Below are 14,922 nucleotides of genomic sequence, written 5' to 3' on the forward strand. Positions count from 1 at the left end.
CGCCGGGTGAACGAGACCGGCGCGTTGTGCGGCGAGAAGGCGGCCGTCACATCGATTGTGTAGTCGACACCATCCGCGATCGCCTATTTAAGTGGTGCTGACACCAGTTTGGTCGTCGACGGACCACCGTTCGGCGCAGGTGACGCGCTGGTCGGCGCGGATAAACGGCGGTCGCGCCGAAACCTCGCTAACTTAGCCAAGAGGCGGCCAATGCGCAGCCCTGTTCCGCGCGTGGGAGGCCGCGGAAATCGGGTATATTCTTGAGGTGTTGAACTAAGCCCTGTGAAAGGAGTGGAAGATGGCGACACAGATCCAGACGCTTCTCATCGACGACCTGGAAGGCGGCGAAGCAAAAGAGACCGTGGTCTTCGCGATTGACGGCACCAGCTACGAGATCGATCTGAACGACAAAAACGCCAGGAATCTCCGCGAGGCTCTTTCGCCTTTCGTCTCCAGCGCTCGCCGGGCCGAGAGCGCCCCCGCGAGGGGGCGCAAGCGTGGCGGCTCCCAGCGTCCCTCTCGCGACAAAAGCTCCGAGATCCGCGCATGGGCCAAGGCGCATGGCCTGAACGTCAGCGAGCGGGGCCGCATCGCCTCGCACATCGTGGCACAGTACGAAGCGGCTCAGTGAATGATTAACCCGTACCGCCCGGTTTAGTCGCCCGGCGAGCGTGTGATCCGGCGTCTGGATCACCGCACGGGGACCGCTTTTGCGGCCGCCGTGCTCGCAGCGGGCCGAGGCCGTCCGAGTGGGGAGGACGGCCCCGCCCGACCTCCGCCGTCCATGGACGGTGGGGCTGACCTGCGGCTATCCAGCGTCCATGCGCGTCCGCGGGGCCGGCTGCTCCGCGCGGCCGCGGGCCGTCATTCGCCAGAGAGTAGTGCTGACTTCAGCGATTTTGTCACTATGAGCACTATTCCTTACCGTCGTTACGTGTTACCCGTGCCGCCGCCCGGCTCTGGAGGAGTTCCCGGAAATCAGGGCAGGCCGCACGCCGCCGGCAGGGCGGCTTTCCGCGCTTAACGGATGCCAGAGGACGTCGATCACCGCACAACAAGCGCTCCCGCGCCTTGGCGCCCCCGTGACGGCCGGGTATGCCGGTGCCGGCACCCATGCCAATCCGAACTCATCCGGCCGGCGCATGACGCTTGACGCGCCGGCCTTACCCCGGTCACCATCTTGTGATAGCGCTTCCGCCTCGGCCCTCTCGTGCGCGCCCGCCCGCCGGAGGCCGCCGAACCGGTCCGGCGAGGGCCGGCGCCGAACCCGCCCTGACCTCGCGGCCCCGTAATGGAATGACCGCGGCGGGCGAGAGATTGTCCCGGCATTTCCCTGGTCCGGTCAATCGGACCCGGCGTGGCGAGGAGGCCCGGCTGTCCGCTTCCGGACATTCGCCGTCACGGCCCCTGCCCAATCCGCCGTGTTACACGCCAGTGCGATAACGCAATGTCGCCCCACGGGTCTATTGACCGCCCGCCGCGCACGCGAATGCCCTCCCGTACCTTTGCGGCCGTGTGGTCCTGCGTATGGCGGTATGTCGCACCTTTCCACTCCTATAAGTCATAGGAGCATGCCCCCCGCGCCCGGGGGGCCGCGGCCGCCAGGGCCGGACGAGGGCATCACGCGGCCTGTGGTGGCCACGACGCGATCAGTGCGGCGTCAACTCCTCCTCAAGTGACCAGGGCATTGACGTAGCCCCGGGTCGGAACGGGTAGCCATCGAGCAGTTGTCCATCAAGGGGGAGAGGGCAATGAAACATGCTGTTCTGGGGGCGATGTCGCTTGGGGGCATCGGCCTGGGCGTGATGCGGTGGCTCTCGTCGCGCCGTACCAAGGCAAGGGCGCACCAGGCGGCGGGCCGCTGGCTGATGGTCACGGTCAACCGCCGTCCGGAGGAAGTGGTGGCCGAAGGGCGGCTCCCCGAGCCGTTGGCACGGCTGGGCGACACCATCGAGGTGCGGATCCGCGAGGCACCCGGCGGGCGCGGCACCGAACTCGGCGCCCGCCCGCTGGCGTCGACGCCCACGGGCGTCACGGAGGTGCTCGCCCGCCTCGGCGGCGAAGACCCGCGTCAGGCGGTGCGAAGGGCTCTGAGGGAGTCCAAGTGCATGATCGAGACCGGGGAGGTGCTGCGGCCGGAGGCGCCGGCGACCACGCGGCACACTCCCGCCGGTCGGATACTGGATCTCGCGGCGCAGCGCGCGGGCGGGGAGGGACGGCTGTGAGGGCACTGTGCTGGCAGGGTGTGAACGATCTGTCGGTGGAGCGCGTCCCCGATCCGCGGATCGTCAACGCCCAGGACGCCATCGTCAAGGTCGACCTCACCACGACCTGCGGATCCGACCTGCACCTGCTGGGAGGCTACATCCCGGCCATGAGGGCGGGCGACGTCATCGGGCACGAGTTCCTCGGCGAGATCGTCGAGGTCGGCACGGAGGTGCGCAGGCACAAGATCGGCGACCGCGTGGTCGTGGCCTCGATCATCGGCTGCGGACGCTGCTGGTACTGCGAGAACGACATGTGGTCCGCGTGCGACAACTCCAACACCGAGCCGGCGTTCACCGACATGATCTACGGGCAGACGATCAGCGGCATCTACGGCTACTCCCACATCACGGGCGGCTACAGGGGCAGCCACGCGCAGTACGTGCGGGTCCCGTTCGCGGACTTCGGCGCCTTCTCCGTGCCCGACGGGGTGAGCGACATGGACGCGCTGTTCTGCTCGGACGCGGCGCCGACCGGCTGGATGGGCGCCGACCTCGGCGGGGTCAAGCCCGGCGACGTGGTCGCGGTGTGGGGGTGCGGCGGGGTGGGCCAGATGGCGGCGCGCGCGGCGATGCTCCTCGGCGCCGAGCGCGTGATCGCCATCGACCGCTACCCCGAGCGCATGATGATGACCGAGCGCCACGTGGGAGCCGAGACGCTCGACTACACCCGCACCGACGTGGTGGCCGAGCTCAAGGAGCGCTCGGGCGGCCGGGGGCCGGACGTCTGCATCGAGGCGGTCGGGCTGGAGGCGCACAGCACCGGGCCGCAGCGCCTGTACGACAGGGCCAAGCAGCGGATGGGCCTGCAGCTCGACCGCCCGGCCGCGGTGCGCGAGGCCATCTACGCCTGCCGCAAGGGCGGATCGGTCTTCGTGCTGGGCGTCTTCGCCGGGCTGGTCGACAAGTTCCCGCTCGGCGCGATGATGAACAAGGGGCTGACCGTCAGGGGGGCACAGCAGCACGGGCAGCGCTACATACCGAAGCTGCTCGACCTGGTGCGCAAGGGAGAACTGCGCACGGCGCACATGGCGACGCACACGATGCCCCTGGAGCAGGCGCCGCGGGGCTACGACATGTTCAAGAACAAGAAGGACGGCTGCGTGCGCGCGGTCTTCCGGCCCTGGGCCTAACCGGCCCGCCTCGGACGGGCCGGTGCGCCGGGGCGGGCCGCCTCGCCCGGGCGCACCGGCCGCACGGCCGGGCCCGAGCGGGCGCGCACGCGGCCGACGGCGTCGTCGAGGCCGGCGACCGGCTCGGCTTCACGACCGGCGACGTGATCGGCGTGCCCCGCCGGGCCTCATGAGCCGCCCACCGCCGTCCTGCGGGGAGGGCGCGCGACACCGCGCCGCTTCGCCATGTGATGGTGGAGGTCCGAGGGAGGTGCGGTATGAGCGGACAGATCGTCGTCGGCGTCGACGGCTCCTCGTCGGCCGCGGCCGCGGTGGAGTGGGCGGCCGACGACGCGGTACGCAGGGGAGCGCGGCTCCGCATCGTGCACGTCCGCGAGCCGTGGACGCCGGACTACCCCTACAGGGCGGCGCCATGGTTCCGCGACGCCCTGCCGGCGTACTGGCGGGCGGTGCTCGCGGCCACCGTCGAATGGGTGCGCGGCTACGCGCCCGGCCTGGAGGTGAGCACGGCCGTGGTCACCGGCGCCGCCGCCGAGAGGCTGCGCACCGAGGCCGAGGACGCCGACGAGCTGATCCTCGGCAGCCGGGGGCTCGGCGGCTTCGCCGGGGTCGTGCTCGGCTCGGTCGGCCGTTCGGTCGCCTGGCACGCCGCCGCGCCGGTGGTCGTGGTCCGTCGTTCGCCGGCGGTCCGCCACGGTGAGATCGTCGTCGGCTACGACGGGTCCGCGGTGTCGGAGGCCGCCATGGACTACGCCCTGAGGCAGGCCTCACTGCGGGAGGCGCGCGTGCGCGTGCTGTACGCCTGGCGCACGCCGCCGTTCTCGCCGTACGCGACCGCCTGCGCCGGCGGCCTGGCCGAGGCCATGGGGGAGGTGACGAGGGAGGTGCGGCTGCGCCTTGAGATGTGGCGGCGGAGGTACCCCGGCGTCGAGGCCGGACTCCGTGCCGTGCGCGGGCATCCGGTCCCGATGCTGGCGGACGCCTCCAGGGAGGCCGATCTGGTGGTCGTCGGTTCCAGCCGGCACGGGGACGCGTCCGAGGCGGGCATCAGCGGGTCGGTCGGGTACGGGGTGCTGCTGCACGCCCGCTGCCCGGTCGCGGTCGTCCGTCCCCGGGAGGCGCCCGGTCCGGCCGTTTCCGATTACTAGGCAAATATCCCGAATATCCCATTTGGTCCGGATTCGTGAGAGTGGTTCGGTGGGGACACTCCCGTTATGGCGGATGTCCAACCGCGGTCGCTCATGCCGCACATGCGGCTGGACGAGGTGCTGTCGGAGCTGCGGGCCCGGCTGGACACCGTGCTCGCCACCCGGTACCGGGTCCACGCCCTGCTCGACGCGGTCGTCTCGGTCGGCGGCGACCTCGACCTGCAGACCGTCCTGCACCGCATCGTGGAGTCGGCCACCACCCTGGTGGGCGCCACCTACGGCGCGCTCGGCGTGATCGGCGAGGAGAACACGCTGGTGCAGTTCATCCCGGTGGGCCTGACCGAGGAGGAGATCGCCCGCATCGAGCACTGGCCGCACGGGGTGGGCCTGATCGGCCTGCTCATCAAGGAGCCCCGCACCCTGCGGCTGCACCGCATCGCCGGCCATCCCGATTCCTCCGGCTTCCCTCCCGGCCATCCGCCCATGGGCGGCTTCCTCGGCGTGCCGATCCGGGTGCGCGAGGAGGTCTTCGGCAACCTCTACCTGACCGAGAAGCGCGGCGGCGGCGACTTCGGCGAGGAGGACGAGGCCATGGTCGTCACCCTCGCCGCGGCCGCCGGCGTCGCCATCGAGAACGCCCGCATGTACGAGGAGGCCCGCAGGCGCGAGATCTGGCTCCAGGCGTCCTCCGAGGTCACCACCACGCTGCTGTCGGGCGCCGGCTCGCGGGAGGTGCTCGCGCTGGTCGCCCGCCGGGCGCGCGAGATGACCGGAGCCGACGTGGCGGTGGTGCTCCTGCCCTGCGCCGGCGGTGAGCGCCTGCGCGTCACGGTCGCCGACGGAGTGCCGGCCGAGCACGTCAGCCCGGCGGAGATCATGGTCGCCGGCTCGCTGCCCGGCCGGGCGTTCAGCGGCGGAGAGCCGGTCGTGGTGGCCGACCTGGCCAAGACGCCGATCCCCGCCCTGGTGTGCGAGCGCTCGCGCGCCGGGCCGGCCGTGGCGGTGCCGCTGGGCGCCGCCGGAGCGGTGCGCGGGGTGCTGTCGCTCGGCAAACGCCCCGGCCGGCCTCCCTTCGGCCGGCCGCACGTGCGGATGCTGCACTCCTTCGCGGGGCAGGCGTCGCTGGCGCTGGAACTGGCCGAGGCCCGCGCCGACGCCGAGCGGCTGCTCCTGCTGGAGGACCGCGACCGCATCGCCAAGGACCTGCACGACGTCGTCATCCAGCGGCTGTTCGGAGTGGCCATGACGCTGATGGGCGCGGTGCGGCTCGTCGACCGGCCCGAGGCCTCGGACCGGGTGCGGCACGCCATCGAGGAGCTGGACGGCACCATCAGGCGGATCCGCTCGACCATCTTCGCGCTCCAGAGCCCGCCCGCCCCGGGCATGGCCCCGCCGGGCGCCCGCCTGGCGTGGCGCCACGCCTGTCCGCCGCGGGCCCCCGAGACCGGGAGCGGCGGAGTCAGTCGCGGTGGCCGGCCTTGAGCTGGGCCGCCAGCGCCGCCGCCTGCGTGCGGCGCTGCATGTCCAGCTTGGCCAGCAGGTTGGAGACGTAGTTCTTGACGGTCTTCTCCGCCAGGAAGAGGCGTTCGCCGATCTGCCGGTTGGTCATCCCCTCGCCGATCAGCTCGAGGATGTGGCGCTCCTGGCCGGTGAGCGCCGCCAGCGGGTTCTTCTTGACGGCCTGGTCGCGCAGGCGCCGCAGCATCGACGCGGTGGTCTCAGGGTCCAGCAGCGACTGGCCGCCCGCCACCGTCCGCACCGCGCCGACCAGATCGGACCCGTGGATCTGCTTGAGCACGTAACCGGCGGCGCCGGCCATGACGGCGTCGAACAGGGCGTCGTCGTCGGCGAAGGAGGTCAGCATCAGGCAGGCCAGGCCGGGGGTCCTGGACCGGACCTCGCGGCACACCTCGACGCCGTTGCCGTCGGGCAGCCGCACGTCCAGCACCGCGACGTCGGGTTTGAGCGCGGGAATGCGCGCCACGGCCTGCTCGGCCGTGCCGGCCTCGCCGACGATCTCCATGTCGCCCTCGGACGACAGCAGGGCGGCCACGCCGCGGCGGACCACCTCGTGATCGTCCAGAAGGAACACGCGAATCATAAGGCGACCCTAACGACCGTTCTCGCGGATCTGGAAGGGACGAAGGTCCCAGGTCCCCGGCGGATGCCGGGAGCACGGCCGCGGGCCTCGAACAGGGCACGACGTTCGCCCCTCGGGGCGGCGGCCGCCGCCCCGCCGCCCCGCGGGCGGGCGGTCACACTCGCCTGGACTGGCCGGCCATCTGGGCGACGTCCTCGGCGGCGTCCTCGGTCAGCTTGGCGGCCAGGTCGGCGAGGGCCCGTCCCGCGGCCAGCTCGTCGCCGATCGCGGGGACGGGCCGGTCGATCGGATTGCGCCGGGCGTACCCGGCGCTCTCGTGGAGCGTGCCCGCGCGGTTGAGCAGGACGGCCCGTGCGACGGTGCGGTCGTCCTCGTCGTCCTCGGTTATGTAGATCTCCACGGTCCACTGCTTGACCTGCATGGGGGCCTCCTTCCGGTGTCCTCCCTCCACCATCTCTCACCGCCCGGCGGGCCCGGACGCCGCCCCGGGCGTGTCGGGCGACCCCCGGGGCGGCGCCGTTGTCTAAAATCCCCCGGGGGCGAGTTCGGGGGAGTGTGGGAACGCTTCATGCTGCACGGCATCGATGTGTCCAACTGGCAGGGCGCCGTCAACTGGGCCGGCCACGCCGGCGACGGCGTCGACTTCGGCTTCGCCAAGGCGACCGAGGGCACGCGCTTCACCGACAAGTGGTTCGCGCGCAACTGGGCGGCCATGCGCGAGAACTGGCTGGTCTGCGGCGCCTACCACTTCGCCCACCCCAAGGGCGATCCCGACGACCAGGTGCGCCACTTCCTGGACGTGGTCGACGCGGCGGGCGGGCTGCGGCGCGGCGACCTGATCGCCCTCGATCTGGAGCACTCCGGGCACCTGCCGCCCCACCGGGTGGCGGCGTTCGCCCGGCGCTGGTGCCACGTGGTCAACGTGGTCACCGGCGTGCGGCCGCTGGTCTACACCTTCCTGTCGTTCGCGAAGAAGGGCTACTGCGCGGGCCTCGACGACTATCCGCTGTGGATCGCCGCGCCCAGCCACCCCAAGGGCCACCCGGCGGTGCCGCCGCCCTGGGACCGCTGGGCGATCCACCAGTACGCGCACGGCCCCATCGACCGAAACGTCTTCAAGGGCACCCGCGCCCAGCTCACCGCGCTCGGGGCGCAGCCGGTCGAGGACCGCCGCAGCAAGGCGTAGGCGGCGCGATAAGACGAGGCGGTTTCCCGGTAGCATCGGGCACGACAAGCGGAGTGCCCGCGCCCACCCATTTCTTTTGGAGCAACCGTGTCTGCCGCCCTAGAGATACGCGTCACCCTCGCCGGAGCCGAGCGTGTGGTAGCGGGCGGTACGACGGCGGGCGAGGCGCTTTCCGCCGACGGCCGCTCGGTCGTCGCCGCGAAGATCAACGGGGAGCCGCGCGACCTGGCCGCCGTGGTGGCCGACGGCGACGTCGTCGAGCCCATCGCCATCGACAGCGATGAGGGCCGGGCCATCCTGCGCCACTCCACCGCGCACGTGATGGCCCAGGCCGTCCAGGAGATCTTCCCCGGCGCCCGGCTCGGCATCGGCCCGCCCGTCGAGAACGGCTTCTACTACGACTTCGACGTCGAGCAGCCGTTCACCCCCGAGGACCTCAAGCGCATCGAGAAGCGCATGCGCGAGATCGTCAAGCAGGGGCAGACCTTCGCCAGGCGGGCCGTCAGCGACGAGGCCGCGCGCGAAGAGCTCGCCGCCGAGCCCTACAAGCTCGAGCTCATCGGGCTCAAGGGCGGCGGCGCGGGCGAGGAGGAGAGCGTCGAGGTCGGCGGCGGCCAGCTCACCATCTACGACAACCTCGACCCCAAGACCGGCCGGCTGTGCTGGAAAGACCTGTGCCGCGGCCCGCACCTGCCCTCGACCCGGGCCGTCCCGGCGTTCAAGCTCATGCGGTCCGGCGGCGCCTACTGGCGGGGCAGTGAGAAGAACCCGCAGCTCCAGCGCATCTACGGCACCGCGTGGGAGTCGCGCGACAAGCAGGACGAATACCTCCACCTGCTGGAGGAGGCAGAGAAGCGCGACCACCGCAAGCTCGGCGCCGAGCTCGACCTGTTCTCCTTCCCCGGCGAGCTGGGCTCGGGCCTGCCGGTGTTCCATCCCAAGGGCGGGGTGATCCGCAAGATCATGGAGGACTACTCCCGCAAGCGGCACGAGGAGGCGGGCTACTCCTTCGTCAACACCCCGCACATCACCAAGGAGCACCTCTACCAGGTCTCCGGCCACCTCGACTGGTACGCCGACGGCATGTTCCCCCCCATGGAGCTCGAGGGGGCGCGCTACTACCTCAAGCCGATGAACTGCCCGATGCACAACCTGATCTTCAGGGCGCGCGGGCGGTCCTACCGTGAGCTGCCGCTGCGGCTGTTCGAGTTCGGCACGGTCTACCGCTACGAGAAGTCCGGCGTGGTGCACGGCCTCACCCGCGTGCGCGGCCTCACCCAGGACGACGCGCACATCTACTGCACCCGCGAGCAGATGCGCGACGAGCTGACCTCGCTGCTGCGCTTCGTGCTCGACCTGCTGCGCGACTACGGGCTCGACGACTTCTACCTCGAGCTGTCCACCAAGGACCCGGTCAAGTTCGTCGGCACCGACGAAGACTGGGAGGAGGCCACCGAGACGCTGCGCGAGGTCGCCGAGTCCGAGAAGCTCGAGCTCGTGCTCGACCCGGGCGGCGCCGCCTTCTACGGCCCCAAGATCTCGGTCCAGGCGCGGGACGCCATCGGCCGCACCTGGCAGATGTCCACCATCCAGCTCGACTTCAACCTGCCCGAGCGCTTCGAGCTGGAGTTCCAGGCGGCCGACGGGGCGCGTCAGCGCCCGGTCATGATCCACCGGGCGCTGTTCGGGTCGATCGAGCGGTTCTTCGGCGTCCTGGTGGAGCACTACGCCGGCGCGTTCCCTCCCTGGCTCGCGCCGGTGCAGGTGATCGGCATCCCGATCTCCGAGGCGCACGCGGACTACCTGTCGGAGGTCGCCGCGCGGCTGCGCGAGCGCGGCATCCGGGTCGAGGTCGACGCCTCGGCCGACCGCATGCAGAAGAAGATCCGCAACGCGCAGAAGTCCAAGGTGCCGTTCATGCTGCTGGCCGGCGACGACGACGTCGCGGCCGGCGCGGTGTCCTTCCGCTACCGCAGCGGCGAGCAGAACAACGGCGTCCCGGTGGACGACGCGATCGCCGAGATCGTCGACGCCGTGGAGCGCCGCGTCCAGGTCTGAGATTCGAGCACGGGGCGGCGGCGGTGCCCGGGAGGCGGAGCCGCCGCCCCGCGTCCTATGCTGCAAGGCATGCAGGAGCCGATTGAGCAGCCCGGTGCCGGAGATCCGGACAACTTCCAGCGTCTGTGGACCCCGCACCGCATGGCCTACATCAAGGGAGAGAACAAGCCGAGCGGCTCGGGCCCGGGTGACGGCTGCCCGTTCTGCGAGATCCCCAAGATGAGCGACCAGGACGGGCTCATCGTGGCCCGCGGCTCCTCGGTCTTCGCGGTGCTCAACCTCTACCCTTACAACTCCGGGCACATGATGGTGGTCCCCTACCGCCACGTGCCCGACTACGTCGACCTCGACGAGGGCGAGACCTCCGAAATGGGGGAGTTCACCAAGCGCGCGATGCTGTCGCTGAGGAAGGCGAGCGGCGCGCAGGGGTTCAACGTCGGCATGAACCTCGGCCACGTCGCCGGGGCGGGCATCGCCGCCCACCTGCACCAGCACGTCGTGCCGCGCTGGGGCGGCGACACCAACTTCATGCCGGTGGTCGGCCACACCAAGGTGCTGCCGCAGCTCCTCCAGGACACCCGCGACCTGCTCGCCGACGCCTGGCCCACCTGACTCCGCCACGGCGCCGCCTGACTCCGCCGCGGCTGCCGGAGATCGCCCGGCTGCGCCGTCCGGCTGTGGCGCGGCGCCGTCCGGCTCAGGTCGGCAGCGGGCTCAGCACCGGGGCGGGGCGGGGCGGCGCCCCGGGGGTCAGCGCCTGGATGCCCGCCGACAGCACCAGCGGCACGGCCAGCGCCAGCGCCATGGACAGCACGGCGGCGCCCGAGTCGTTGACCAGCATGCCGACCACGCCGCTGACCAGGGCGCCGATCAGCCCCGCGCGCAGCATCGGCGCCCGCTCGAAGGCCACCGGCAGCACCCCGGCGCTGGCGGTGCCCGGGCGCAGCAGCGCGAAGACCAGGAACGCGAAGGCCGCGATGACGATCGGCATCAGGTTCGGCGACAGCAGCGTGCTCAGCATGGCCCCGAGCTTGCGCCCGATCACCGGCAGGAACGTGCCGTCGATCACCTGGCCGGCGAACCGCCCGAGGTGGGTCTGCGCGGCGGGCGGCCGCAGGTGGTCCAGGTAGGCGATGCCCATCACGATGACCCCGCCCGCCGCGCAGAACGCGCCCAGCTTGACGATCGAGACCCGCTTGCCCGCCACCAGCAGGGCGGTGACCGCGATGCCCGGCACGAAGGCGATGACGCCGCCGAAGTCGCTGCCCACCCCGGGCCAGCCGTCCAGGATCATCGCGAAGCCGCCCAGCCCGGCCACCAGGACGACGGCGGCGCGGCGGCGCCCGGCCCGCACCAGCCCGTCGGCGACCGCCGTCGTCAGCAGCAGCACGGCGGTGGCCATCAGCGCGAAGGGGATGTTGCCCAGGCCGTAGTAGCGCGCGCCGACCACGCCGGTGTAGCCCATGATGCTGTTGAGCTGCAAAGGCGTGCCGCTGAGCAGGTCGCCCACGAGCACGGCGGCCGTGACCGCCGCGATCACCGACACCGGCCCGAGCACCCCGCCCGCGCCGGGACGCCCGCGCAGCCGCGCCCACGCGGCCGGCACGCCCAGCGCCAGCACGGTGAGGGCGGCGGCGCAGGCGAGCACCCCGGCCACCAGCGTGACCGCGGGCGCCGCCGCGCGCTCCCACGGGACGAGGTTCACCAGGTAGGTCGACGCCGGCAGCGAGGCCAGCGCGAGCGCCGCCACGCGCACCCCGGCGAGGGCCCTGCGGCGGCGCAGCAGCAGGAAGGCGGCCGCGTAGAACAGCACCTGCAGCACGGCCAGGCCGCTGAAGAACCCGCCGCCGACGGCGCGGATGGTCTGCCCGGCGATGTCGGCGTGCCGAAGGGCGGCCACGCCGTCCTCGGTGCCGGTCGCGCCCGAGGGGGCCCACGGCGCCCCGATGACGGTGCCGGGGACGGCCACCCCGGCCGCCTGCAGCACCGTCGCCGTCACGTCGGGCAGGATCACCATGTCGTCGCGATGGGTGGACCTTGCGCCGAGGAAGCGGTCTTCGGAGCCGGGCGCCCGCCACATCGCCACCCGCAGGTGCGGCTCGGAGCCGTGGTCGGACAGTCCGGTCAGCACGATGCGCGTGTCGGCGAGCATGTGCCCCACGACCTCGCCGACCTTGGCGTCGGCCTCGCCGAGCGCCGCCCGGCGCCGGGCGGGCGAGAGCTTCTCGGGGGTGTCGGCCAGCAGCTCGCCGTCGAAGTAGGGAGCGACCAGGTCGTCGATGTCGACGGCCAGCACCGGGCAGGCGTGCCAGTCGAGCCACTGCGACGTCGTCGAGTACAGGTCGACGGCGCCGGAGCGGTCGGCCAGCGCGAGCGCCGCTCCGGGGCCGACGGCCTGGGTGCACCGGCCGGCCGCGTGCAGGGCGGCGCCGAGCGAGCCGGCGTAGTCGGCGTCGCGGACGGTCCACAGCCAGTCGAAGCCGGGGATGACCGTCTTGCGGCCCCGCTCCTCCACCGCGGGCGGCGGCCCGCAGCGGGCGCCGACGGAGGAGCGCACGCCGGCCGAGATCGTCAGCCAGCCGTCGTAGGGGCAGGTGACCCGGCCGACGGTGCGCACCGACAGCGACCCGATCGCGCTCTGCGCGGCGAGCCGCCACAGGTTCGGGGTGTCGGTGGGATTCACGTCGTCCCAGCGCAGCCCGGGCACGCCGATCAGCGTCACCCGCCCGGGGGCGTCCGCCCGGCGCGGGACGTCCGCCCGCCCCGGGGACTGCGCCCACGCGGCGCCGGTCGTGATCAGGCACAGCATGATCACCGCCAATGCGCCCAGCGCGCGCCTCACCACTGACCGACCTCCCATGACGTCCACCTGCGAATCCCTGGAACCGTACGGGAAAGCGCGTCGCTCGGTCCAGGGGAACACGGTGAACATCACCCGGAGCCGGGCGCCGCTCCCGGCGCGTCCCGGCGCGGCGCCGCGCCGCCGCCGGGAGGTTCCCGCATCCGGGACCCTACTCGCCCGGACGGGCGTCCGGAGACGCCCGTGCGGGGGCGGGGCGGCACGGCCTGGCGGCGGCCCGAGGTCAGGGCAGCACGGCGGTGGCCGGGGCGCTCTCGTTGCCGAGGCGGTCGAGCGCGGTCACCAGGTAGGCGCCGCCGCCCGGGACGGCGTAGGACTGCCCGGCGGTCCCCGCGGCGGGGACCACGGCCAGCAGGTTGCGTCCGTCGGCGGTCGCGCACCCGTCCGGCTTGGCGCTCGCGACCCGGTACACGGCGTACGAGGCGGCCTCGGGGGAGGACTTCCAGCCGAGCGTGCCGCCGGCCAGGCCGAGGCCGGAGGGGACGGCCGGCGCGGCGCCGCCGCGGCCGGCGACCAGCGGCGGCAGCGCGGGGCGGGGATAGTGGTCCTTGACCAGCGCGTCGAGCACGCCCAGCGGGTTCTTGCCGAGCTGGGCCGCGCTGAAGTAGACGTCTCCCTGCACCTCGGGGTACTTGCGGTTGAGCGTCAGGTGGGCGGGCAGCTCGCCGGCCTTGGTCCAGGCCGCGACGTCCCTGGCACCCACCCGGTAGAGCGCCTGGCCGATGTAGAGGTGGACGCCGGTGCCCTTGACCTGGTTCGCCCACCACGGCACCAGCTTGGCGTAGTCGGCGGCGGCGAACCCGCGCGGCCAGTAGATCTGCGGCATGACGTAGTCGATCGAACCGGACTTGATCCACGCCCGGGCGTCGGCGTAGATCGCGTCGTAGGCCGACAGGCCCTTGGTGTCCGAGCCGGCGGGGTCGTTCGACTTGTTGCGCCAGATGCCGAACGGGCTGATGCCGAACTTGACGTACGGCTTGGCCTCGTGGACGGCCGCGCCGGCCTGGGCGACCAGCGTGTTGACGTTCTCGCGCCGCCACGCGGCGAGCGACATGCCCTTGCCGTACTTTGTAAAGGCAGCGGTGTCGGCGAACTTCGTGCCCTTGCCGGGATAGGGGTAGAAGTAGTCGTCGAAGTGGACGCCATCGATGTCGTACCGCTGCACCACGTCCTTGATCACCTTGACGGTGTGGGCGCGGACCTCGGGCAGGCCGGGGTTGTAGTACAGCCTGCCCTCGTGCTTGACGACCCATCCGGGGTGCAGGCGGGCCGGGTGGTTCGCGGGCAGCTTGGCCAGATTGTCCTTGTCGGCCGCGCGGTAGGGGTTGAACCAGGCGTGGAACTCGAGGCCGCGCTTGTGCGCCTCTGCGATCAGGAAGGGGAGGGGCTCCCAGCCGGGGTCGCGGCCGGCGGTGCCGGTGAGCCACTGCGACCAGGGCTCGTAGGGCGACTTGTAGATCGCGTCGGAGGCCGGGCGCACCTGGACGAAGACCGCGTTGAGGTTGCGCTTGACCGCGTTGTCCAGGATGCGGACGTACTCGGCCTGCTGCCGGGCCGCGTCCAGACCGGTCTTGGAAGGCCAGTCCACGTTGTGCACGGTGGCGATCCACACGCCGCGCAACTGCCGCTTGGGGTACTTGGGGCTCACCTCGCACGCCTCGGCGCCCGCGGCCCGCCCGCTCTTCGCGGCGGCGGGGTGCGCGGCGGCGGGCCTGCCCTCGCCGGTCGCGGCCTTGCCCTGGCCGGTCGCCGTCTTGGCCTGGCCGGTGGCGGGCCCGGCCGCGGCGGCCGCGCGCCCGGCCTCGCTGTCGGCGGGAGCAGCGCCAGGTCCGAAGAGGTAGGCGACGCCGGTGGTGACCACCGCCATGGTGGTGGCGGCGAGCAGAGGCCGATGTCCGTTTCGCATGGGACATGAGTCTGGCATCGGCAAAAGACCGCCAAGGCCCGATAAAAGAAATCGCATCGTGATGTCACGGTGACTACGGAGGCCTGTGAGGCCTGCGTGCCGCGAGGTGACGCGCGCGGCGGGGGGCCGCGCCCGCGCCGGACGGCGCCCGTCCCGGCGGGCACCTGCGCCTTCGCGTCCCGTCCCGCCGGGCGGTCCCGGCGCGGGCCGCGGGGACCGCTCCCGGCGGCCGGCGCGGGTGACAACTCCCTTACCTCCGCCATCGC

General features: G+C 72.3%; 12 protein-coding genes. 8 read left to right on the forward strand and 4 right to left on the reverse strand.

Features of this window, described 5'->3' with window-relative positions:
- The first annotated feature begins 298 nt into the window (after positions 1 to 298).
- From ACFO60_RS21825 to ACFO60_RS21845, 5 genes are all read left to right on the forward strand, one after another.
- Positions 299 to 631: a histone-like nucleoid-structuring protein Lsr2 gene (locus tag ACFO60_RS21825; RefSeq protein ID WP_380842871.1), complete on the forward strand. Its 333-nt coding sequence runs from the start codon at positions 299 to 301 to the stop codon at positions 629 to 631.
- A gap of 1,120 nt (positions 632 to 1,751) precedes the next feature.
- Positions 1,752 to 2,225, forward strand: a complete 474-nt coding sequence (locus tag ACFO60_RS21830) for a hypothetical protein (RefSeq protein ID WP_380842873.1) — start codon at positions 1,752 to 1,754, stop codon at positions 2,223 to 2,225.
- Positions 2,222 to 3,397 (forward strand): zinc-dependent alcohol dehydrogenase, encoded by a 1,176-nt coding sequence (locus ACFO60_RS21835; protein WP_380842875.1) that lies wholly within the window; start codon positions 2,222 to 2,224, stop codon positions 3,395 to 3,397. The genes ACFO60_RS21830 and ACFO60_RS21835 overlap by 4 nt, the downstream gene beginning before the upstream one ends.
- 257 nt (positions 3,398 to 3,654) lie before the next feature.
- Positions 3,655 to 4,545, forward strand: a complete 891-nt coding sequence (locus ACFO60_RS21840) for a universal stress protein (RefSeq protein WP_380842877.1) — start codon at positions 3,655 to 3,657, stop codon at positions 4,543 to 4,545.
- A gap of 66 nt (positions 4,546 to 4,611) precedes the next feature.
- The gene (locus ACFO60_RS21845) at positions 4,612 to 6,027 is read left to right on the forward strand and encodes a GAF domain-containing protein (RefSeq protein WP_380842879.1); all 1,416 of its coding nucleotides are present in this window, start codon (positions 4,612 to 4,614) and stop codon (positions 6,025 to 6,027) included.
- On the opposite strand, the gene ACFO60_RS21850 is transcribed toward ACFO60_RS21845, so the two are convergent.
- The gene (locus ACFO60_RS21850; protein ID WP_380842881.1) at positions 6,005 to 6,646 is read right to left on the reverse strand and encodes a response regulator transcription factor; all 642 of its coding nucleotides are present in this window, start codon (positions 6,644 to 6,646) and stop codon (positions 6,005 to 6,007) included. The two genes, ACFO60_RS21845 and ACFO60_RS21850, sit on opposite strands and share 23 nt — an antisense overlap.
- 154 nt (positions 6,647 to 6,800) lie before the next feature.
- Positions 6,801 to 7,067 carry a dsRBD fold-containing protein gene (locus ACFO60_RS21855; protein ID WP_380842883.1) on the reverse strand — a complete coding sequence of 89 codons (267 nt, stop codon included), beginning with the start codon at positions 7,065 to 7,067 and terminating at the stop codon, positions 6,801 to 6,803.
- Between the two features lie 147 nt (positions 7,068 to 7,214).
- On the opposite strand from ACFO60_RS21855, the gene ACFO60_RS21860 reads away from it, so the two are divergent.
- From ACFO60_RS21860 to ACFO60_RS21870, 3 genes are all read left to right on the forward strand, one after another.
- On the forward strand, positions 7,215 to 7,832 hold the full coding sequence (locus tag ACFO60_RS21860) for a glycoside hydrolase family 25 protein (protein ID WP_380842885.1): 618 nt from the start codon (positions 7,215 to 7,217) through the stop codon (positions 7,830 to 7,832).
- A gap of 87 nt (positions 7,833 to 7,919) precedes the next feature.
- Positions 7,920 to 9,890 carry a threonine--tRNA ligase gene (gene thrS, locus ACFO60_RS21865; protein WP_380842887.1) on the forward strand — a complete coding sequence of 657 codons (1,971 nt, stop codon included), beginning with the start codon at positions 7,920 to 7,922 and terminating at the stop codon, positions 9,888 to 9,890.
- 69 nt (positions 9,891 to 9,959) lie between these two features.
- Positions 9,960 to 10,502: an HIT family protein gene (locus ACFO60_RS21870; protein WP_380842889.1), complete on the forward strand. Its 543-nt coding sequence runs from the start codon at positions 9,960 to 9,962 to the stop codon at positions 10,500 to 10,502.
- Positions 10,503 to 10,587: 85 nt separating this feature from the next.
- Here the strand turns inward: ACFO60_RS21870 and ACFO60_RS21875 are convergent, their stop codons facing one another.
- Both ACFO60_RS21875 and ACFO60_RS21880 read right to left on the reverse strand, forming a co-directional pair.
- A complete protein-coding gene (locus tag ACFO60_RS21875) occupies positions 10,588 to 12,750 on the reverse strand; it encodes a hypothetical protein (RefSeq protein ID WP_380842891.1) in 2,163 nt (720 codons plus the stop codon).
- A 223-nt stretch (positions 12,751 to 12,973) separates the two neighbouring features.
- On the reverse strand, positions 12,974 to 14,656 hold the full coding sequence (locus ACFO60_RS21880; RefSeq protein WP_380842893.1) for a glycoside hydrolase family 10-like protein: 1,683 nt from the start codon (positions 14,654 to 14,656) through the stop codon (positions 12,974 to 12,976).
- Positions 14,657 to 14,922 lie beyond the last annotated feature (266 nt).

Origin of the sequence: Sphaerisporangium dianthi (genome assembly GCF_042654065.1) — a bacterium.
Taxonomy (GTDB): domain Bacteria; phylum Actinomycetota; class Actinomycetes; order Streptosporangiales; family Streptosporangiaceae; genus Sphaerisporangium; species Sphaerisporangium dianthi.

Bases quoted from the DNA above. Each gene is read 5' to 3' on its own strand.
- ACFO60_RS21825 (WP_380842871.1), top strand. From the start codon at position 299: ATGGCGACACAGATCCAGACGCTTCTCATCGACGACCTGGAAGGCGGC.
- ACFO60_RS21830 (WP_380842873.1), top strand. From the start codon at position 1,752: ATGAAACATGCTGTTCTGGGGGCGATGTCGCTTGGGGGCATCGGCCTG.
- ACFO60_RS21840 (WP_380842877.1), top strand. From the start codon at position 3,655: ATGAGCGGACAGATCGTCGTCGGCGTCGACGGCTCCTCGTCGGCCGCG.
- ACFO60_RS21845 (WP_380842879.1), top strand. From the start codon at position 4,612: ATGGCGGATGTCCAACCGCGGTCGCTCATGCCGCACATGCGGCTGGAC.
- ACFO60_RS21850 (WP_380842881.1), bottom strand. From the start codon at position 6,646: ATGATTCGCGTGTTCCTTCTGGACGATCACGAGGTGGTCCGCCGCGGC.
- ACFO60_RS21855 (WP_380842883.1), bottom strand. From the start codon at position 7,067: ATGCAGGTCAAGCAGTGGACCGTGGAGATCTACATAACCGAGGACGAC.
- ACFO60_RS21860 (WP_380842885.1), top strand. From the start codon at position 7,215: ATGCTGCACGGCATCGATGTGTCCAACTGGCAGGGCGCCGTCAACTGG.
- ACFO60_RS21870 (WP_380842889.1), top strand. From the start codon at position 9,960: ATGCAGGAGCCGATTGAGCAGCCCGGTGCCGGAGATCCGGACAACTTC.
- ACFO60_RS21875 (WP_380842891.1), bottom strand. From the start codon at position 12,750: ATGGGAGGTCGGTCAGTGGTGAGGCGCGCGCTGGGCGCATTGGCGGTG.
- ACFO60_RS21880 (WP_380842893.1), bottom strand. From the start codon at position 14,656: ATGCGAAACGGACATCGGCCTCTGCTCGCCGCCACCACCATGGCGGTG.